Here is a 22,524-nt window from a genome sequence, read left to right on the forward strand (position 1 = left end):
TGAGTATAGTTTAAAGCGAAAGTAAGTAGTTTATTGACGATTCTATTAATCAAATTCATTGTTTACTTACAATCTGCTTGACATATCAAGAGATAGTAATAAAAGAAAAGCACTTGAAACATTTTGTTTCAAGTGCTTAAAAGTGGTGAGACTGGGAAGGTACCTACTGAATTTTAATCTAAAAGCATCTAGGATAGTCCCAAAATCACATTTTCTTCTGCCCCTTATCGATTTCTGACCCAAGCTCCAGTATTGGCGTCATAGTAACGACGTTGGCCTTTAACCCAGACGTAACGGCCTTTGACCTGACGGCCAGAAGCGTCAAAGTAGAGGTGTTGACCGTTGATGACTTGCTCACCCGTTACTGCTTGTCCTGAGGCGTTAAAGTAATACCAAACACCGCGAGAAACTTGGATAAAGCGATTGGTTACGGCTTCACCACTATTGGCATCAAAGTAGTATTTCTTGCCTCTGTATGTCAGAAGTTTCCCTTTAGCTTGGACACCGTTGCCTTCAAAATAGTAAAGTTTACCATTGATATGCTGGAGACCAACTACCTTTTGACCATTTTGGTTGAGATAAGCCCATTTGTTGGCACCGATTTGGACAAAGCGGTTGCTTACGGCCTGACCTGAGTCACCATCATAGTAACGGCCGTTGGCCCAGGCACCCTTGACTTGGCTATAATCATTGTTGAAATAGTAGTGATTACCATTGATGACCTGAGCACCTTTAACCAGTTTACCATTGCCATCGACATAGTACCACTTGTTGTTTTCCGTCACAAAGCGTGAGCGAGCAATTTCACCACTATCACCATCAAGGAAGTAACGTTGGTTATTGATAGTGACAAAGTGTCCCTTAACCTGACGTCCTTCATTGTCAAAGTAATACTGTTTACCGTTAATAGTTTGTAGGCCTGTCACGGCATAACCGTTGCTATCGAGGTAATACCAAGCCTTGTTCTCAGGATTTTGCGCAAAACGGTTGACTGCGAGATTTCCTGTATCTGGAATGAAGTAACGTGTGCGTCCGTCCGCAAAGCGGATGAACTTGTCTTTGGCTTGAATACCAGTCTTTTCATCGAAATAGAAGGTTGTGCCATACATGTCGTGGAGACCACGATACATTTGACCGTTGCCATCAAAATAGCGAACGTCTTGGCGAGGACCTGCAAAGTCGTAGAATCCGTTAAAGGCCTGAACCCCTTTAGGATCGTAGTAATAGACGTGACCATCACTGCCTTGGCGAAGGACATGACGTAGCTGGAGACCATTGTCTAGGAAGAAATATTTCTTACCATCAATGACCTGTTCACCTGTGACCATGTTGCCATTCTTATCAAAGTAATACCACTGGTTGGCACCGATTTGAATGAAGGTATTCTTGGCAAGGTAGCCACTCGTTGAGAGGTATTGGACCTTATCACCGACCCTACGGAAACCAGTTGCTGTGATTTCTGTCATTTGTTTAGGAAGGAAGGTTTGACCTGCTTTCAGGTTGAAGTATTGGTTTGTGGCGTTATCTTGCAAGACATAACGAGCCCCTGTACCTTGGATATTGCTTCCATTGAAATACTTGGCTGACCATTGCGTGATTTTCTCATTGGTTGTCAATTTACGGCCGTTTGAAATCTGCACGCGCTCAAAGATAGCTGGGTATTTTGCCTTCAATTCATCGAGGAAGGCACCACCGTACTTGCCTTGGAAGTCATTTCCAAAGGTACGTGTTTTAGCTGCATAGAGACTATTGTAGATTTCGGCATTTGGACGTGGTGTGCCGTAGCTGTTGGTACGTGAAGCTGTTACCACTTCTTTTCCAGGAAGGTTGTAAATTTGGTCTGGAACCCAGTCAGCAATGGCTGAGATACCTTCTGCGTGAAGGGCACGAAGGGCATCCATGAGGTCTTTGAGTGAACCGTATTTGTTGTTCTTGCTCATGGCAATATCGTAACGATCCTCGAAGGCATAGCCATTTTCAATGATAGAATCCAAGAAAGTTCCGTCTTGGCTAGACACGTACTGTGGCGCAAATTCAAAGGAAGTGATTCCCCACCCTTTGAAGCGTTTGGCATTTTGAGCAATGACACGGTTGGTGTACTGACTTGGTGTCTTAACGAAATCTTGGAAGTTTGAGAAACCTTCGTAAATGACCTGTGAGTCAAGAGCTGCTGATGATTCAAAGACCTGCTCACCCTTCTTGGTTGTCGAAGCCTTGGTGCGGGCATCTTGGTTTTCTGAGGCACCTACTGGCACCCAAACTGCCAAATAACCTGAAACTTCAACGGTTGAATGACCAGCAATATCGTCTGCCGTGAAGGTCAAGTTCCCTTGATTATCCGTATAGCGAACCAATCCTGCTGGCACATCAGAATCCTTGAGGTAGGTCGCAAGTCCTGTCGATTTACTGAGAAGCAATGGACGGTAGGCCTGATTTTTGTGGGCAGCTCCCATATTGACCACTAGACGGTCATTTGCTCCCAACTTCATATCTGGACGGTTAGCTGTAAGGACGAGCATTCCTTGGTTGCGTGTTTCAGCAGTACCAAGCTGGTTGGCTTCTTCTGCTCCTTTACCATAACGCACAGATGACATGATTTCATAGCCATTGAGCTTAGTGACCTTCATGTCTTGACCACCTGCTACATATTTAATGCGAGCACGAAGCAGGGCATCGATGGCATTATAGTACGGTGATTTTTGAGCCATATATTGGCCATCGTCGGTAAAGAGGTCCCCGTAGTAAACACGAGTGATACTATCCTTGTTGGTCAACATTGTGGCATAGGCAGCTGGGATATTGTACTGGGTGTACTTTTTATCAGCCTTGCGCATGTCCGCATTATAGATTTCGAAGGCCTGTTTGAGCTCATCCATAGTGAAGGTGAAACCATCTGTTTTTGGATTAATCTGCTTACTGATGATATTGGCCAAAACAGCTTGCACTTCACTATCATGGGCTCGCACGAAAATATAATTGGCATCACGTGGCGTGTGTTTCTGCTCACTTGAACGATTGTTAAGAGAGTTAGTAATCACTCGCTCCAAGCTACCACGGTAATTGCTCTTACGTAAGAAAGTTGTCAAAAGCGTTTCACGTAGTGGATTGTCAATGGATAACTGAGCCCCCTTGGTATCCTTGTTGTATTGATGGTCGTTGTAAGACCAAGCTTCAAGAATCGACAAGTGGGCAATGGCATTTGCTTCATTATCTTCGACACGGTATTTTTCCTTGAAGTAGTCAGAAGCAATCTGCAAGAGGTCCGCATCCACATTGTCCACTGCGTCGATACGAACCCCGTCAAAGTTGGCACTTGGATCATTGCCAAGGATAGAACCAATGTTCATGATGTAGTGGAGCCAGTTTAGTTGCTCGGCCTGAACAGCTGGGTTAGAGTTGTCGATATCGTTAGCCAAGAGCAACTCGTAGCCACCATTTGAACGGTCAATATGGTATTTGCGTGTCCCCGTTTGGTTAGTCGGTGTGCGGTTCATGAGGCGGAAGTCTGAATTGGCATGACTGGTCGTACTATTATTGAAGAAGGTCAGAGCGCCTCCTTGCAAGTGGTCCTTACCAACTAAGAGATTGTCCTCACTCTCAGAGTTCCAGCCAGGCTGTGTTTTGATGAAGTCTGACATCAATTGACGAAGCCAAGTGGTATTGCCCTCACGACCGATACGTTCCTCGATTCCTCGTTGAACCGTTTCGGCAGCAGCTGCCAAGTCATAGCTCATCATATCTGTCGTATAGGTCTTATTACCAAACCCTTGTTGGCTCATATAGTTGAGGTAGTTGACCTGTGTCACCTTGTCTGGCCACCAAGTCATCAAAAGGGGACGATAATCTTTCTCAGTTGAAGCTGTCCAATTTTTCCCATCCTTCAAAATCTGTTTTGGACGGTACCAGCTATCAGCCGTCAAAAAATTGTCCAAGTGTTCAAAACTCTTGCTTGACGTATCATAGGCCTGGTTATAAACCGCATAGATAGAGTTATTTGGAATGGCATCGGCACGATACAAAGGTTTACTTTGATCTACCATCGCCCCAGTCTCATCGAAATAATAAAGACGACCATCAAGTTCAATCGCTGTGTTCTTTTTCACAACGCCATTTTCAACATAATACTGCTTGCCATCAATCGTCTTCAAGTTGGAAGCTACTGGTTTATAGTCAAGACTTGACTGACTTGGTTGGACTGGCTTGTTAGGTTGAGACGGTTGACTTGGTTGAACAGGTTTGTTGGGTTGATTTGGCTGCGTTACAATGGTCACATTTGGTCTTGTGCCATTTGGACTTGTCACCGTCACGTTTGGCTTAGGAGTGTTTGGCCCTGTGATAATGGTGACATTTGGTGTCGTACCGCTGGCCGTAATCGTGATGTTGGTGTTACGGTTGGCATTGATACAAATAGTGCTATCAGCAGCGCGTGTGGCGATTGCTGGTGCAGCATTGGTCAAGACTCTAGGTCTTGCTTGTTCTGTCACACTTGGAGTAGACTGAGCACTTGTTTGCCCAGCTACTTGAGTCGTAGCCTGACCTTGTGAGGCCTGTTCCGTAGTCAGTGTCTCTTGGGCACTAGCTTGAGTTTGCGAAGAAACTGCCACTTCTTGATCGATAACTTGACTGCTTTGTGCTTGAGCAGTTGCCTCTTGAGCGACCGCACTTGTCGTCGCCTGAGAGCTTGTTTCGTGACTTACGCTGGCTGTTGCTACTGCTGCCACACTTGCTTGAGCACTAGCTTGCTCAGTAACAGTTGTTGTCGTCACTAGACTGGCAGTACCATCCTCACTCAGTTGCTGCAAGCCGTCACCATTAGGTGCGCTCGTCTCATCGGCTTCTACTTTTCCTTGAGCTAGGAGGCTTCCACCCGCCAAGGCAACCATTGAGAGGGTGGTCACCCCGATAGTTACCCAGTTTTTCTTAACCTTATGTAGTTTAAAACGTACCTTATTTTCCATCTATAACAATCATCCTTTTTTTCTATTGTTTTCTCTACTCTATGATATATTCAGACAAATTACAAATAGGAAAAAGTCATCTTATTTTCATGAATCTCTGCCGGACGCTTCCTATTATTAACTTTGATTTGTAAAAATGAGACCTTACACCATATGTAAGGTCCTAAATAGAGTTTTTTTGCTTCTCAAACTCCTTCAAGTGCTTATCTTCAAAGGCTTTTGAAGATTAAAGCAAGCTTCAATTAACCTTAAGAGATAGCAAAACTATGAGAGAAGTAGCCCCTAAAAAGACAATTCTGAAAAGAAAATTTTAGATAGAAAGACTCTATTTTTTCATCTGACTAAGATCGTGGTCTGTCTATGAGGAACAAAAATTAAAAATATAAATGATTTACACAGGTGAATTCTTATTTGACTAACGAAACTAAATATAGAATCTTTTATGTCAGTTCTTTAACATTTTTGATAATTCCGTTAGTTTCTGTTATTTATTCTTAAAAAAGGATTATAATGAAGCTAGGTGAATATGTAAGCGTTTTAATTTTGCTTTAAAGGACACTTGGGGGATTATCTAAAAGATTGACATTAGTTACCTAATGCCTAAATAAGGATTATAGTAGGATAACCATTCCTGAGTCACTTTGAACCATCAAACTAGGGCTCATAAAAAGAATACAGCATCATTTCAAACTAGAGCTCTAGAGGGGACGCCTCATACTAGTAAGCTCTAGTTTTTTGTGTCTTAGAAGCCCAAAATAAACGAGATCTTCCATGCTTAGAAAGGAGGAAAATTCCGAACGGCTCTCGTTTTTCTAGAATCATTTCGTCAGGACTCATGTTTGCCTCGAACAGTCTCGTAATATAGAAATTGAGGAGGCTTGGAGAAATAAGGATTGTCACAAAAAGATTAACTTACATCGTTAGGGACTCCTCCCCAATGCTCACTTTTCATAAACTCTCATGACAGCCCTTATTTTGCAGTATGTAAAAAGTTTAAAATGAAAGGAGAATTACCATGGAAAAGAAAGTACATTTTAAACTTCACAAAGTTAAAAAACATTGGGTAACTATTGCAGTGACAGGACTTGCTTTGGGATTGAGTTTTGCAGGACTCAGCTACGCTTCAGCTGAAGAACAACCTACACCTGTTAATGAAGCAACTGTTGAAGCCATCATCAAAGAAGGCGCTATTGACGTTGAGGCTCCAGCAAGTAATGAAGCCACAACTAAACCTGTAGAAAACACAGCTGCTACCGCTTCGAGCGAGGTTGCCACTGTGTCAGAAACACCAGTGGTCACCTCTGAAGGGGCTTCAACAGAAACAGTCTCTGAAAAACCAAGCTCTGAAGTCACAAGCACAGCTAGTTCGGAAGCAGCTAATTCTGAAACTACACATTCTGAGGTAAGTGCAACGACTAGTGAGAGTGTTACAACTGAGAATTCGTCACCAACAACTAGTGATACTGATACCCCTAATTCTCAAGTTCCCTTTGCTGAAAATAATATCACTGGCGGTCACTACTACAGTGATAAACAGGGGAATTGGTACTATGAAGATGCTAATGGGAAAAAACTTACTGGAGACCAAACGATTGATAACGTAAGAGTCTCCTTCTGGGAGGACGGAAAACAAATTAAAGGACCACAAATCGTAAATTACAAACTATACCGTTATTTTGATGATAATACTGGTCAACTACAAACCAAACGTTATCTAGAATATAAGGGAAACTGGTACTATGTTGACAAGGATGGTATTCCTCTCAAGGGGGAACAAACCATTGATAGGCAAGAAGTTTATTTTGATTATGACGGAACTCAAGTCAAAGGAGACTTTAGTGAAAAGTATTCTGGTAATCTTGATAAGATGCACTATTATGACCCTAACACCGGAGCTAGAGTTAGAAAAGAAGGTCTCGTTCAAGATAAAGAAGGAAGAACCTTTTTTATCAATAATGACGGTTCTAAATATACAGGAACTCGTATGATTGATGGTAATCTTTATTATTTCGAAATCAACTCTGGTGTCATGCAAAAAGGAATCAGCATAGAGCTAGAAGATGGAAAGACTCTTCCAACTTCTAATAAATATGGAACGCCCACAAACATTACCCGTCGTTACTATTTTGACTCAGAAACCGGTCAGTTAGTCAAAAAACAAACAATTAAAGAACATGATAAATGGTACTACTACGGTGATGATGGAAATGCTATTCGTCCTAAAGATGGGGAAACCCTTATTAATGGACAAATCGTCTATCTCTACTCAAACGGCCGTCAAGCTAAAGGAGAACTTGTTCTTGATAATGGGGTCCTCCGTTACTATGATCCTGATTCTGGAGCTCGTGTTGTAAATACAAGCCTAACGATCAATGGGATGACTTATAACTTTGATGAAAATGGAATTGGTAAAGATGCTCCAAACCCTAACGGCTACTATAGCGATGAACAGGGTAACTGGTATTATAAGAATGCAAGCGGAGAAAACCTTATCGGTTTCCAAATCATTAAGGGACAAAGAGTATTCTTCCGGGATAATGGACAACAAGTCAAAGGGGCCTATTTAGATATATATAATGACCTTAAAGGTTACTACGATATCAATACAGGAAATCTCGTAACCAATCGTTACGTTGAAGTTAATGGTAATTGGTACTATGTTAATAAATACGGTAGCCCACTAAAAGGGGCCTACATTATTGATGGACAAGATGTTATGTTCGATCCCCATGATGGTAAACAGATTAAAGGAGGATTTGTAAGAGATCCGAAGTTTATCTCCAAATATTATTACATGCCTAAGTACTACTATGATAAAGACAATGGTTGCAAAGTAACCCATGCAGGCTTTGTTAATGAAAATGATTCAACCTACTACCTTGATGATAAAGGACAAATAGTTCTTGGGCTTCAGGAAATTAATGGCGATTTCTATTACTTCCGTCCAGAAAATACGTATAAACACTATGACATTGGAGAAATGTTACGAGATCGTTTTATCTATGAAAATAATAAGGTCTATTATGTTGATCATAGTGGTAAAATCTTGAAAAATCGCTTTTTCGAACGTAATGGAACTGGAACTTGGTATTATTTTACAAAAGATGGTACAGCTGCAACAGGAGAAGTTGAAATTAATGGTCAAAAACTATACTTTGATAATCCTTGGGGTTTTCAGACCAAAGGAAGGGTTGCTCAAAACGGTAAATTCTATGACAAAGATTCTGGTGAACTAGTGACCAATACTTTTAAAGAAGTATTGACTTCCGTTGGTAGTACCATAAATGGCGAAATTTTATATGCAAAGGACTGGTATTACCTTGATAGGGAAGGCCGACCACTAAAAGGACCTCAAACACTTGATTATGTCAAAATGTACTTCTTCCCTAATGGAGCACAGGTTAAGGGACGTTTTGCTCCTGATGGACACTACTATGATAAGGATACTGGTGCACTTGTAACAAACCGTTACGTCCATATCTATAACTGGAAATTTCAAGATAAATACGGTAATCCTGTCGATAACTTTTTTATCCAGTACCCACATAATTTTATTCTTGATCCCAATGATAACACAATACCAGTAGACATTAGTCACTACCCACTTTCAAGCAAAGACTTCGATTGTGAGGACTATTTCTACTACGTTGATGTCAATGGTGATAAAGTTACCGGTGAGCAAACCATTGACAATGTTCCTGTCTACTTCCACAGTGATGGTAAACAAGCTAAAGGGGAACTAATCACTGTCGATGGTAAAATCCACTACTACGATGCCAACTCAGGTGCCCGTTTGTCAAATATTGACATTACTATTAAAGGGCAAACCTATCACTTTGATGCGGATGGAAACGGAACACTCATTAGTTAATGAAGTTATAGAGACTCCTTCTCAATAACGACAGTTTAAAATGAAAGGAGAATTATCATGGAAAAGAAAGTACATTTTAAACTTCACAAAGTTAAAAAACATTGGGTAACTATTGCAGTGACAGGACTCACTTTAGGATTGAGTTTTGCAGGCCTTAACTACGCTTCAGCTGAAGAACAGCCTACCCCTGTTAATGAAGCGACTGTTGAAGCCATCATCAAAGAAGGCGCCATTGACGTCGAGACTCCAGCAACTAGTGAAACCACAGCTAAACCTGCAGAAAACACACTTGCTAGTGCTTCAAGTGAAGCTGCCACAGTGTCAGAAGCACTAGCAGCTAACTCTGAATTGGCTTCAACAGAAACAGTCTCTGAAAAACTAAGCTCTGAAGTTACAAGCACAGCTAGTTCGGAAGTAGCTAGTCCGGAAACTGCACATTCTGAGGTAAGTACAACAAATACACCTACAAACAACGAAAACCTCATCATAAGTACTACTCCTGATAAAACAACTTTAGATACCTCACAAAAAGATGGCGATTTCACCATCACTGTTGAAGCGGAAGGTATCACAAAAAAGACAGATAAAAGAGAGAGTTTCGTTTCAGATGCAAATGGTGTTACCTATTATGTAGATGCAAAAGGGCGGCTGGTTACCGGACCAAAAGACATCAACGGTTTCCAATATTACTTTAACGATGATGGCACTATGGTAAAAGGGCAGCTTAGAAAAGTTGACGACAAACTACACTTTTACGATGGAAACGATGGCAAGCTAGTAACAGATTGTTTTATTACATTCAAAGACAACCACTATATTCCAGAAGAAAACTATAGTAAAGTTGTTTACTTCAATGAACCTGCTTATATCGAACCAAACTATTATGTAATGCCTGGACTAGAACGTTACTATTTCGATAAAAATGGTAATACACTTAAGAAAGGTCGTCAGACGATTTTAGGTGATGACTATTACATCTATGACAATGGCCAAGTTGCTGTTCATAGACTAATGGAATTAGACCACAAACGCTACTACTTTGACGACAAAGGGACCTTAGCCAAAAACAAACAATTTCCTATCATCGAAAAGGGTCTATGGAAGTCTATGCCATATGTATTTTATTCAGACCACGATGGGGTGGCAGATTATCTCAATAAAAAACTAAACATTGTAACTTATCCGTTCCCAATTTACTATACTCTTCCTTCAGAAAATAATAGAGAATATCCAAAAAATCAATTTATGATGGACTACGAAGGTCGTTGGTATTACTTCAACAAAGACGGATTTCCTATCACTGGACCTAAAACTATTGATGGCTTTGAACTCTACTTCCATGAATCATCTCGTCCAGAGGGACATCAAGCTAAAGGCGAATTCATTAATATTGATAATAAAATCTACTACTTCGACAAAGATAATGGTCGTAAAGTCAAGGACACTTCCTTTGAGTTAAACGGTATATATTATATCGCAGATAAAGAGGGAAATATCACTATTCAAGGTGACTCTAAATTCCATAACCAATATGTCAGCGATGATAAAGGAAACTGGTACTACTACAACGCCGATGGCAATAAACTCATTGGCGAACAAACCATTGATAACGTCAAAGTTTACTTTAAGGATAGTGGAGTCCAAGTTAAAGGACACTTCGCTCCGAATGGACACTTCTATGACAAGGATAGTGGTGAACTTGTTACCAATGCTTATGTAGAAGACAATGGAAACTGGTATTATGTCGACGAAAATGGTCAAAAACTCATTGGAAACCAAATTGTTGATAGTTATCATGTTTGTTTTGACGGTAATGGTCGACAACTAAAAGGTGAAGCTAGCTACTCAAATTCAGGTCTACCAAAACATTACTATGATTTGCATAATGGACAAATGGTTATCAACTCACTTATTCAAATCGATGGTAAGACCTATAAATCTGATAATGAAGGTAAACTCTCTGAAGTACCATATGCTTTAAACTATCGCAACCAAATTGTTACCGATGACTTTGAAAACAGCTATTATTATGACTACCAAGGAATGATGGTTAAAAATCAATACGTTACTATCTATCACCTAGAGAATGACTATCTTAACCCTAAAATTAGAAAAGTCACCTATTATGCAGGATATGACGGAAAATTCCTTCACGGTCCCCAAACAATAAATGGTGTTGCTACTTATTTCAATGCCTATGGTGAACAAATCAAAGACCAGTTCGCAGACGATGGTTACTATTATGATAAAGATACCGGTGCTCGTGTTAATTTAGGTGTCAACCGATCAGTTATGATAAATGGTAAATGGTATTATGTTGACCAAAACGGAAAGCAATCTAAAGGAGAGTTTATTAAACAAGGAGGAAACAAATACTACTACGATAAAAATAATGGTGAGCGTGTCATTGGAACACTTTTTGAAGTGAACGATAAACTTTATATTTCAGATCAAGAAGGTGTCATTACTGAAAAGAAAGATGATATCAAAAAAAATGGACTGTTCTATGATGACTACCACAATATCCATTATATGAATGATAATGGTCATCTAGCTAGGAACTTATACGTTCCTTCTAACCACAATGGATTTAGCGATGATACAAAACCATTTTACTATTTTGGTTCCGAAGGAATCGCTTTAAAAGGGGAGCATACTATTAATGGTGAAACAGTATTCTTCGATGAAAATGGAGAGCAAGTAAAAGGAGGTTTCGCAAAAAACGGTAAATATTACGATAAACATACAGGTAACTTAGCAAGAAATACTTTCAGAGAACGTACTGTAAGAATCGCTCGTGAATGGCGTGCTAATGGTATCTCAACTACATTCCGCTACTACCTAGATAATAGTGGCTACAAGGTGTCAGGTTATCAGACTATTAACGGTGAGGACTACTACTTCTACCCTGATGGACCACAGTTAAAAGGGGATTTCGCACCAGATGGTAGATATCACGATAAGGACACCGGAGCTTTAGTCACAAAACGTTATGTTCAAATAAAACCTTGGCATTTTATCACCGACCTAGGTAATGAGCCTATCGACCATAATTATGTTCAAGTATTTCAATTCGATAGATACCCTAGTCTAGCAGACACCTCAACTGGTGCAATTACTAGATATTTTGGTAAAAAATATTCTAATAGTTGGTACTACGTCGATGAAAATAGTCAAAAGGTAACTGGACACAAAACTATCGATAATGTGAAGGGTTACTTTGATAAAGATGGTAAACAAGCTAAAGGTATTGTTGCTGATGATGGTTATTACTATGACAAGAATACTGGTGAACTTGTTGACTTAGGACGTGACAAATTCGTTGACGTTGACGGTAATCGTTACTATGTTGGTAGTGATGGTAAATGTTACAAGGGAGAACAAAAGATTGGAGATGATTACTACTATTTCCACGATGATGGTAGACTAGGCTACGACGAATTGCGAACAATTTGGGCGGGAAATGACTACTACTACCATTATTATTACCCAAAAACTGGAAAACGTGCTAAAAATGTTGACATTACTTTTAACCACTCAATTCGTTACAAGGTGAAAGCTGAGCTTGTTCATTTCGATGAAAACGGTGATGGAAGGGTTATTAAATATATTTACGAATAATATTTATTTCACACATATAATTCCAATTTGTCTTTCAATGAAAGGAGAATTATCATGGAAAAGAAAGTACATTTTAAACTTCACAAAGTTAAAAAACATTGGGTAACTATTGCAGTGACAGGACTGGCTTTGGGATTGAGTTTTGCTGGCCTTAACTATGCTTCAGCTGAAGAACAGTCTACCCCTGTTAATGAAGCGACTGTTGAAACCATCATCAAAGAAGGCGCTATTGACGTTGAGGCTCCAGCGACTAGTGAAGCCACAGCTAAACCTACAGAAAATACACCTGCTACCCCTTCTAGCGAGACTGCTACAGTATCAGAAGCACCAGTAGCTACCTTAGAAGTTCCTTCAACAGAAACAGTCTCTGAAAAACCAAGCTCTGAAGTGACAAGTACAGCTAGTTCGGAAGTAGCGCATTCTGAAACTGCACATTCTGAGGTAATTGCAACGACTAGTGAGAGTGTTACAGCTGAGAATGCGTCACCTGTCGGTGATATCCCAATCGAAAATACCACAAGAGGAACTGACCGTTCTGCCTTTACTGAAAAAAGGAATGGATTTGTTACCGAAAAAGAAGAACGCATTGAAACAGAAAACTATTTAGGTAGTCTTATTACCACAAGACATCCTTATTACGTAACTTATTACTACGATAACAACGGTAATAAGCTTATGGGATGGCAAGATATTAATGGAGAACGCTATTATTTCAAAAAAGAGCGAGAACATCCTGGTTTCGAAACCATTGATGGAAAACTCTATTACTTTACAGATAGTGCACGTATGCTCCATGATGAATTTGTTGAAGAAAATGGTCAAACTTACTATCTAGGTAGCGATGGCGTGCGAGTTTCTGGCTTACAAGATATCAAAGGACAAACCTATTACTTTAATCCTGATAGAAACGGCCAACTTAGCTACGGCTTGAACGTGGTTGGTGACAAGCTCTATCTGTTTGGAGATGCTGGCAAAGAAAATGCAGGACAATTAGTTAAAGACACACATCTCAACAACGGTGATTTCAAACTCAATATTGATCCTAATGGTATCGTTACAGTGGCAAATAACCATCCCGCTTTTCTACAAGATAATGGTGGTCACTGGTACTATATGGATAAAGATGGAAAACTTATGACTGGACCACAAACTATTGATGGTTTGACCTATTACTTTGATTCAAATGGTAGACAGGTCAAGGGGGAACGCCGTAAGGTCAATGGTAAATCCTATTTTTACGACCCAGATAACGGCGCCCTTGTGGCGAACCGCCTCGTCACCTTCAAAGCTGGACGATTCATTCCTGAAGAAAACTATGCTAAAGAAGTAAGATTTGACTTTGCTCCTTATGCAAATTATGATAACAATGAACATCCTGAACTCGAACGGTATTATCTTGGTGCCGATGGCCTACCAGTCACAGGATGGCAAACCATCAATGGTAATAAGTACTTTTTCCAAGATGATGGAAATATGGTCGTGCACAGATTTTTCAATAACTATTACTTCTACAATGATGGAACTATTGCTAGAAATAAACGATTGAATATTCCTACACACTATATTACGAGAGAATTTCCAAATATCTATGAATTTGATAATGATGGGGTTGGTAAATTCATTTCTAGTGATTTTAAGGACCTTCGACAAAAGACTGCTTATTTTGTCCAAGATAAAGATGGATACTGGCGTTACTATAATGAATATGGATTTCCTGTCGTTGGCCCTGCAACTATTGATGGCTACGACATGTATTTCCATTTAGGAACTCATAGACAAGCTAAGGGAGAGCTCGTTGATATCGATGGAAGGGTTTACTATTTTGATAAAGATAACGGTCGAAAAGTCAAAGATACAACTTTTGATTTCGATGGTAAGACCTATGTGGCAGACCAATCTGGTGTCCTCAGCATTAAAAGTCAATCAACTGAACGAAACCGCTATATCAGTGATTCCGAAGGTAACTGGTACTATGTCAATGACAAGGGTTACCTCCTCCTTGGTGCCCACACCATTGATAACGTCAACGTTTATTTCGGCACCAATGGTGTCCAATACAAAGGCCATTTTGCTCCTGATAATCACTATTACGATAAAGATAACGGTGCTTTAGTAACAGATAGATTGGTTGAGGATGGCGGCAAAGAGTTTTATGTTGATGAAAAAGGAAAGAAGTTTCACGGTACTAAATATTTGGACGGAATTCAGTACTACTTTAGATACGGCGAAAAAGTGAAAGGTGAGTTTAATTATCCATACCGTGGTGATCATTATTATGACAAAGAGACTGGTGCCCTTGTAACCGGAAAATACTTCGAACATAAGAATAACTGGTATTATGCAAATAGTAAGGGAAATATTCTGACTGGTAGAAGAGTCATCGATGGAAAGCATGTCTACTTCTACGATGATGATTACGGACAATATAAGGGTATACAAGCTAAAGATAAACTCATCATTTTAGGTGGTAAGACTTACTATTATCTTCCTGGCTCTGGTAATCGTGCTGATAATGTAACCTTGACAATCAATCACGTTACTTATTACTTCGATAATGACGGGGTTGGCCATATCCTTCGATAGTCATTTACAAGTGACTATGAACAATTACCCAACACAAAAGGAAGTCGACCAACTGTCAACTTCCTTTTTCATATCATCAATAAATGTCATACAAATAGAACCCAATTATGAACAATTCTAAAACAATTACGATTATCTTGTAAAAAAACTTGTTTGTCATAAAAAAAGTATTATAATAAAGATAGGTGAACATGTAAGCGTTTTACTAAAAACGTTGAAAGTGTACTACAGGGGATTAGGATTAGGAACTTGGCTTTAGACTTCTAACGTCAAAATAATTTTTTATGCATGAAAACTGGTCCTTAGGCACTTTGGCATGATAATCTAAGGCTCTTTTCATACACACATCAGTCTATAATATAAAACTAGAGCTTTAGAGAGAATGCTTCAAACTAAGAGCTCTAGTTTTTTGTATTTGAAGACACATGCCATAGGTTGGATTCAATAATTAAACGAAAAGAGAGAAATAAAAGTATTAGGATAAATAAGTAAAATCACTTGTTTCTAGATATAAATTACACAGCATAAGCATATTCTCCTTGCACACATTTGACGTGCTCGCCTATAAAATCGTCTTATGGCCATACCCTGAGAGATTTAGATATGGGGCTCAGTCGTTTTAACAGATCTTCTCACTTTTAACATTTTTCTGACGGCCTAGCTCCTTTATGTTACACACCTAAACATCGGTGTTCATTTTTGAAGGGAGTCTATTATGAATACTGAAATGAATTATCATTGGCAAATGTCAAAGAAACATGTCGTAGCACTTTCCTGTGCAACTGCTCTAGCTACTTTTACTTTAGTCGCACGCCCTACATTTGCGGATGAAGTAAAAATACCCGAAGCTACAGGTCAATCAACTGAAATTATTGCACCCGAACAAGAAACTGTAGTAACTAATGTTGAGATCAAAGCACCTACTACAAATCCTATCTCAACTAATACTGAGCTACCTACTAGTACAAGTACGGTTCTTAGTGAAGCTCCTAGCAGTGAAGTCGCATCATCTGAATTGGCAAGCGAATCACCAGTAGAAATCACTTCTGAACAAGAAATTAGCAATCAAGATAATGAGGCCAATAAAGCTATATCTATTAAAACGGCAACTTCAGAAGCCTCTACTACAAAAACTTCGGTAGAAAAAGTCAATGAACCTATTCCTGTCGAAGAAACAAAAACACCTACAAAAAACAGTGAACAACCTGCCCCAATCGATGAAAATGAAAAGCCAGTCACACCTTCTGTAACACTTGAAAATGCACCTCATATTTCTGGTGGACATTATTATAGTGATGATAATGGTAACTGGTATTACAAGGATGCAAATGGCAAAAATCTTGTCGGGCTGAACTATGTGGATAATGTTCCTGTTTACTTTAGCCAAGACGGTATTCAAATCAAAGGTGGTTTTGCAGAGGATGGCCGATACTATGACAAAGATTCTGGTGCTCTTGTAACCAAGGCCTTTAAAGAACTCTTAACTTATATTGGTCGTGATGATATCAACGGTCAAAACATTTATACTACTGATTGGTACTACCTTGATGCCGACGGACGGCCACTTAAAGGTCCTCAAAATCTTGGTGGTACAAACATGTACTTCTTCCCTAATGGGGCACAAGTTAAAGGACGTTTTGCACCTGACGGACACTACTATGATAAGGACTCTGGTGCGCTTGTAACTAACAGCTTTGTCCATGTCTACAACTGGAATTATCAAAATCAAGACGGAAATCATGTGAATCACTTTGTCATCACCATTCCTAATAATTCAGTCGTTGGACCTAACGGTGAAAACCAATTTTTGGATATGAGTCATTACCCACTTTCTAGCAATGATTTGAATCGCGAAGATTTCTACTATTACGTAGATGATAAGGGGGATAAACTGACAGGACCTCAAACCCTAAACGGCATCCATGTCTATTTCGACCAAAATGGTAGACAACTTAGAGGTGAGTTTGCATTTGACGAAGATGGTACTGTTCATTATTACGATGCGAAAAACGGTGCACGTGCTGAAAATACCATTGTTAGAACAAATACTGGTGCCTTCAAATTCGATGCAAATGGTAATGGACATTTGATGAAACCTGGCGAAGAAATAGATACCCCCGTCACTCCTACACCTACTGTCTCCCTAGACAATGCACCACGAGTTTTTGGTGGTCACTATTATAGTGATAACGAAGGCAACTGGTACTACAAGGATGCAAACGGTAAAAACCTCATCGGTCTCAACTTCGTTGACAACATTCCAGTCTACTTTGACAAGGATGGCAAACAAGTCAAAGGACGTTTTGCAGAGGATGGTCGCTATTACGATAAAAACTCTGGTGCACTTGCAACAAAACGCTATCTTGAAACTGAAGATGGCAACTGGGTTTACGTCAATGATAAAGGCGATAAACTCAAGGGAGAACAAACTATCGATGGTGTTAAAGTCTACTTTGATGATTTCACTGGTACACAAGTCAAGGGACATTTTGCACCAAATGGTAAATACTATGACAAAGATTCTGGGGCTCTCGTAACCAATGCTTTTAAAGAAATCTTGACTTATATTGGTCGTGATGACATCAACAATCAAAATGTCTATACTACTGCCTGGTATTATCTCGATGCTGATGGTAAGCCATTAACAGGACCTCAAACCTTTGGAAATAGTCACTTGTACTTCCTTCCTAATGGGGCACAAGTCAAGGGACGCTTCGCCCCTGATGGACACTATTATGATAAAGACTCTGGTGCTCTCGTCACTGATAGCTTTGTTCATGTCTACAACTGGAATTACCGAAATCTCGATGGTGATCGCATCTTCCACTTCACTATTACCATTCCTGGAAATGATCTCGTAGATCAGGATGGACAGTACCCAAGAGAAAGTAAAGATTTAGATCGTGAAGATTTCTACTACTATGTTGATGCTAAAGGGGATAAACTGACAGGACCTCAAACCTTAAACGGCATCCATGTTTACTTCGACCAAAACGGTAGACAACTTAGAGGTGAATTCAAATTTGACGATGACGGAACTGTCCACTATTACGATGCTAAGAATGGAGCACGCGCTGAAAATACCATTGTTAGAACAAACACTGGTGCCTTCAAATTCGATGCTGACGGTAATGGACATTTGATGGGCCCTGGTGAAGTATAAGTATATAATTCAAATAACAACTATTGATATCGCATAATTACTTTGATTTAGTAATCGTTAAAAAGGAAGTCGACCAACTGTCAACTTCCTTTTTTATCTCACAAATAAACTTTTTCTTCCACTTTAAGAAAACTTTAGGCTTTGCTTTATATACTATAACCATCCTAAAACTTTTCTTTTTCATAATCTCCTAAATCCAGGGTCTAGGTCCTGGATTTTTTTTGTGCGGTCAAGAAATAAACGATGTCACAGGTTTTGAGCTATTTCTTTTCTTCTTTTGCCTGATTAATCATATCTAGGAAATAAGCATGAACCCTTTCGTCACCCGTTAATTCTGGATGAAAAGAGGTCACCAACATCTGCTTCTCTCTAGCTGCCACGATAGCCCCATTGACTTGTGCTAGAATCTCCACTTCTGGTCCAACAGCTTCAATAATCGGCCCACGAATAAAGACCATTGGGATTTCCCCTATTCCTTTAAATTCAGCATCTGTGACAAAACTGCCCAATTGGCGACCATAGGCATTTCTGGCTACATTGATGTCCATACTTGCCAAATGTTTTGTTTGGTCCCCTACTATAGTTTTGGCCAACAAAATCAGACCTGCACAAGTCCCAAATACAGGTAGTCCTGCATCAATTTTCGCCTTTATCAAGTCAAACAAGTCTAAATCATGCAAGAGTTTCCCCATGACTGTCGACTCTCCCCCTGGTAGAATGAGCCCGTCTAAATCAGCGTGAGCTTCCCAATCCTGTCGATTTCTGATTTGAACCGTTTCAACCCCAAGTACTTTCAAGACCTGCTCATGTTCTGCAAAAGCACCTTGCAAAGCCAGTATTCCGATTTTTGTCATCTATTTTCCTCGCTCTGCCATTAAGATTTCAATTTCATCCTTGTTAATACCAACCATGGCTTCCCCTAAATCTTCTGACACTTGCGCCAAAATATCTGGACGATTATAGTTAGTCACTGCTTTGACGATAGCTTCCGCACGTTTTTTCGGATCACCTGACTTGAAAATCCCTGAACCAACAAAGACACCTTCAGCACCCAACTGCATCATAAGGGCAGCATCTGCTGGCGTCGCTACACCACCTGCCGCAAAATTGACAACCGGCAACTTGCCATGTTCATGGACATAGCGGACCAAATCAATTGGCACCTGTAGGTCTTTAGCAGTAATATAGAGTTCATCTTCTCTAAGATTTTGAATACGGCGAATTTCTTGATTCATGAGTCGCAAGTGGTGAACAGCCTGAACAATATCACCAGTCCCAGGTTCACCCTTGGTACGAATCATTGATGCCCCTTCAGAGATACGGCGAAGAGCCTCACCGAGGTCCTTGGCTCCACAGACGAAAGGCACATCAAATTTGGTTTTGTCCACATGAATAAGATCATCGGCTGGTGTCAATACCTCGCTCTCGTCGATATAATCAATCTCAATTGCCTGCAAAATCTGTGCTTCCACGAAATGACCAATACGCACCTTAGCCATCACTGGAATACTAACAGCGTCCTGAATTTCCTTAATCATCTTAGGATCACTCATACGTGACACACCACCCACTGCACGGATATCGGCCGGAATGCGTTCCAAGGCCATAACCGCAGCGGCTCCTGCCGCCTCAGCGATACGTGCTTGCTCAGGATTTTGAACGTCCATGATGACGCCCCCCTTAAGCATCTGTGCCAAATTTTTATTTAAGTCGTAACGATTTGTCATTGCAATCACCTCTCATGTTTTTATGCCCTCTATTTTACACAGGATGATTTTTGAAAAAAAGACTCTATTTCCCAAACTGTATGGGGACAATTGCCCTTTCAATCATATCTATAGACGAAAAAATAAATAAATTAGGAAAACTCTTTTATAGGCTATAACTATCACAACTATAAGCATCTTTTTATAAGAGTATGGCATTTTTGTATCCGTTTTCTATTGAAGTTATTAGAAAATAAGATTAAAATATAATCGTAAATTAATTTTTGGTGTTCATGATGTTTTATATGTCACAGCATGAATTTACCAAGTCACCATATAAGGGGGAAAATTATGGAAAACAAAGTTCGTTTCAAACTTCATAAAGTTAAGAAACATTGGATCACAATCGCTGCCTCAAGTTTGGCTATCGGGGCTTCACTAATTGGACTAGGACAGGTCGGAGCTGATGAAGTCAAACCAGAAACGACTGCTGTTAACAGTCCTGAAAATGTCGTCTCTGACAGCAATCTTGAGACAAGTGCTAGCCTTATTACAAGAACCGAAGTAGCTCCAGCAAGCACTACTGTTGAGAATACTTCTAGTGCAGCAGTATCTACTGACACTACACCTACGAATGTCGCTACTCAGCCAACAGAAACAACTGCTACACAGCCTAGTAACGAGGCCGATAAAAAGGTTGAAACCGCTCAATCTAGTGAAACAACTATTGCTGATAGGGGTGCTGAAGTCTCATCTGAAACAAGCGACAACGTAACTACTTCACAGGAAACACCCTCACAAGGTGGCAGATTCACTTCTGATAAACAAGGTAACTGGTATTACCTAGACAGCGAGGGCCACAAACTAACTGGCCCACAAACCATCGACAGCTTCAACCTCTACTTCCATGACAATGGCATCCAGGCAAAAGGTGAAAAGGTAACCATTGATGGCAAGGATTACTACTACGATAAAGATAATGGGCGTAAGGTAACTGATACAAGTATTGAAGTAGATGGTAAAACTTATCTAGCAGATGCTGATGGTATCCTAACCGAAAAAACACAACTACCTACTCAGGTCGTGACCGGTGGTCATTTCCAATCTGACAACCAAAAAGATTGGTATTACTACACTGCCAACGGTGAAAAATTGACTGGTTGGCAAAATGTTGATGGTGTCATCCTTTACTTTGATAAAGATGGCAAACAAGTCAAAGGACAAGAACGAGAGATTGGTGGAAAATACTATCGATTCGATGAGAATGATGGTTCTCTATTAACGAATCAGTGGCATCACACTTCAATTTTCAATGGCTATAGGACAGAACCTCAATATACAACTTATACTAATTACTTAGGCGAAGATGGTGCTGCATTTATTGGATGGCATACCATTGACAGTAAACGTTATTATTTCAAACCTGACGGACTTATGGCTAAAAATGATACTGTCACAATTGATGGGAAGATTTATCTTTTTGATTACCAAGGACAATTGGTCAAGAACAAATATGGCATTGTTGAAACTCCTTCAATGTTCCATGCAAACACTTCTACCTACCGTACCAATGCTAACGGCGAAGTCTTAACTGGTAAACAAATTATCGATGGAAAAGAATATATCTTTGCTTTAAAGGGTCAAGTTCTTGATGGTATCATAGGTTATGACAGCAAACTTTATCTAGTCACAGATAGTAAAATAGAAAAAAACTATTTTGGAGCCCTTTTTTCAAAAAAAACATTTTGGGGCGGGCCTAGTTTCTCTGGAATCTATGGAACTGATAAAAACGGTGTCCTCCTCGAGGGCATCCAACGAGGCTCCGATGGTTACCTTCACTACTTCCAACCAAAGGTGGAAAGTATTAACAAGCCTACGTGGAAAGAAATCGATGGCAAGCGCTATCGTCTAACAAAATCATATCGAACAGAAAGATATGCTGGTATGTACACCACTATTATCCTTACTAACGACACTTTGAAAGTCGATGATAAGACCTACACAATTGATAATGAGGGAGTAGTGACTGAATTTACGGCTAAAAACCAATTTGTTCGCGATGATTTCTGGAACTGGTACTACTACGACAAAGAGGGCAAACTCCTAACAGGCCGTCAAACCATTGATGGTGTTCAACTCTACTTTGATAAAAATGGTAAGCAAGTCAAAGGTAGCCTAGTAGACATTGATGGTAAAACTTACTACTTTGACAAAGACAGTGGGGCTATGTGGACGAATACCACTCTCGAAAAAGACGGCAAAACTTATATCATCGATGAAAACGGTGTGGCTACTGAGAAAGTGAATTAAAAAGGAAAGACAAAATATTTCTACCACTTTAAGAAAACTTTAGGTTTTAATTTATATGCTATAACTATCCTAAAACTTTTCTTTTTCATAATCTCCTCAATCCAGGGCATAGACCTTGGATTTTTGGCTCTTTGTCAACTGTAGTGGGTGACGAAAAGCTAACATCTAGAGAGGACCAGATAGGTCTTCTCTTTTTGTATATTCAGAGTGATGAAAACACGCTTCCTAAAGTTGATAAAATTTTTAAAACCGAAGCCCAGACGTTTAATATCTTTGATAAGCTTATTGGTCCCCTCCAATTTTGCATTTGAG

8 protein-coding genes and 1 pseudogene are annotated in these 22,524 nt (G+C 39.8%); 5 read left to right on the top strand and 4 right to left on the bottom strand.

Annotation, left to right across the window (positions count from 1 at the left end):
- Positions 1-224 precede the first annotated feature (224 nt).
- Positions 225-4,958 (bottom strand): glycoside hydrolase family 70 protein, encoded by a 4,734-nt coding sequence (locus tag H7U01_RS08580; RefSeq protein ID WP_201041451.1) that lies wholly within the window; start codon positions 4,956-4,958, stop codon positions 225-227.
- A gap of 1,015 nt (positions 4,959-5,973) precedes the next feature.
- Here H7U01_RS08580 and H7U01_RS08585 point away from each other — a divergent pair.
- The 4 genes from H7U01_RS08585 (at position 5,974) to H7U01_RS08600 (ending at position 18,196) form a co-directional block, all read left to right on the top strand.
- Positions 5,974-8,829, top strand: a complete 2,856-nt coding sequence (locus H7U01_RS08585) for a KxYKxGKxW signal peptide domain-containing protein (RefSeq protein WP_201041452.1) — start codon at positions 5,974-5,976, stop codon at positions 8,827-8,829.
- Between the two features lie 57 nt (positions 8,830-8,886).
- Positions 8,887-12,450 carry a KxYKxGKxW signal peptide domain-containing protein gene (locus H7U01_RS08590; RefSeq protein ID WP_070576986.1) on the top strand — a complete coding sequence of 1,188 codons (3,564 nt, stop codon included), beginning with the start codon at positions 8,887-8,889 and terminating at the stop codon, positions 12,448-12,450.
- A 54-nt stretch (positions 12,451-12,504) separates the two neighbouring features.
- A complete protein-coding gene (locus H7U01_RS08595; RefSeq protein ID WP_080611908.1) occupies positions 12,505-15,033 on the top strand; it encodes a KxYKxGKxW signal peptide domain-containing protein in 2,529 nt (842 codons plus the stop codon).
- Positions 15,034-15,748: 715 nt separating this feature from the next.
- Positions 15,749-18,196: a glucosyl transferase gene (locus H7U01_RS08600; protein WP_171963588.1), complete on the top strand. Its 2,448-nt coding sequence runs from the start codon at positions 15,749-15,751 to the stop codon at positions 18,194-18,196.
- A gap of 260 nt (positions 18,197-18,456) precedes the next feature.
- Here the strand turns inward: H7U01_RS08600 and pdxT are convergent, their stop codons facing one another.
- Together pdxT and pdxS are read right to left on the bottom strand one after the other, a co-directional pair.
- Positions 18,457-19,050 (bottom strand): pyridoxal 5'-phosphate synthase glutaminase subunit PdxT, encoded by a 594-nt coding sequence (gene pdxT / locus H7U01_RS08605; RefSeq protein ID WP_064525335.1) that lies wholly within the window; start codon positions 19,048-19,050, stop codon positions 18,457-18,459.
- Positions 19,051-19,923, bottom strand: coding sequence for a pyridoxal 5'-phosphate synthase lyase subunit PdxS (pdxS, locus tag H7U01_RS08610; protein WP_064525332.1), 873 nt, complete (start codon positions 19,921-19,923; stop codon positions 19,051-19,053).
- A 330-nt stretch (positions 19,924-20,253) separates the two neighbouring features.
- Here pdxS and H7U01_RS08615 point away from each other — a divergent pair, with 330 nt between their 5' ends.
- Positions 20,254-22,212, top strand: coding sequence for a KxYKxGKxW signal peptide domain-containing protein (locus H7U01_RS08615; protein ID WP_073951049.1), 1,959 nt, complete (start codon positions 20,254-20,256; stop codon positions 22,210-22,212).
- A 165-nt stretch (positions 22,213-22,377) separates the two neighbouring features.
- Here H7U01_RS08615 and H7U01_RS08620 read toward each other — a convergent pair.
- Positions 22,378-22,524 (bottom strand): annotated as a pseudogene (locus H7U01_RS08620) (transposase); the annotation flags it as partial.

The sequence above is a fragment of the Streptococcus sp. 21.1 genome, from assembly GCF_016648635.1.
GTDB lineage: Bacteria > Bacillota > Bacilli > Lactobacillales > Streptococcaceae > Streptococcus.

Excerpts from the sequence above, each read along its gene's own strand:
- H7U01_RS08580 (WP_201041451.1), bottom strand. The coding sequence starts at position 4,958 with ATGGAAAATAAGGTACGTTTTAAACTACATAAGGTTAAGAAAAACTGG.
- H7U01_RS08585 (WP_201041452.1), top strand. The coding sequence starts at position 5,974 with ATGGAAAAGAAAGTACATTTTAAACTTCACAAAGTTAAAAAACATTGG.
- H7U01_RS08590 (WP_070576986.1), top strand. The coding sequence starts at position 8,887 with ATGGAAAAGAAAGTACATTTTAAACTTCACAAAGTTAAAAAACATTGG.
- H7U01_RS08595 (WP_080611908.1), top strand. The coding sequence starts at position 12,505 with ATGGAAAAGAAAGTACATTTTAAACTTCACAAAGTTAAAAAACATTGG.
- H7U01_RS08600 (WP_171963588.1), top strand. The coding sequence starts at position 15,749 with ATGAATACTGAAATGAATTATCATTGGCAAATGTCAAAGAAACATGTC.
- pdxT (WP_064525335.1), bottom strand. The coding sequence starts at position 19,050 with ATGACAAAAATCGGAATACTGGCTTTGCAAGGTGCTTTTGCAGAACAT.
- pdxS (WP_064525332.1), bottom strand. The coding sequence starts at position 19,923 with ATGACAAATCGTTACGACTTAAATAAAAATTTGGCACAGATGCTTAAG.
- H7U01_RS08615 (WP_073951049.1), top strand. The coding sequence starts at position 20,254 with ATGGAAAACAAAGTTCGTTTCAAACTTCATAAAGTTAAGAAACATTGG.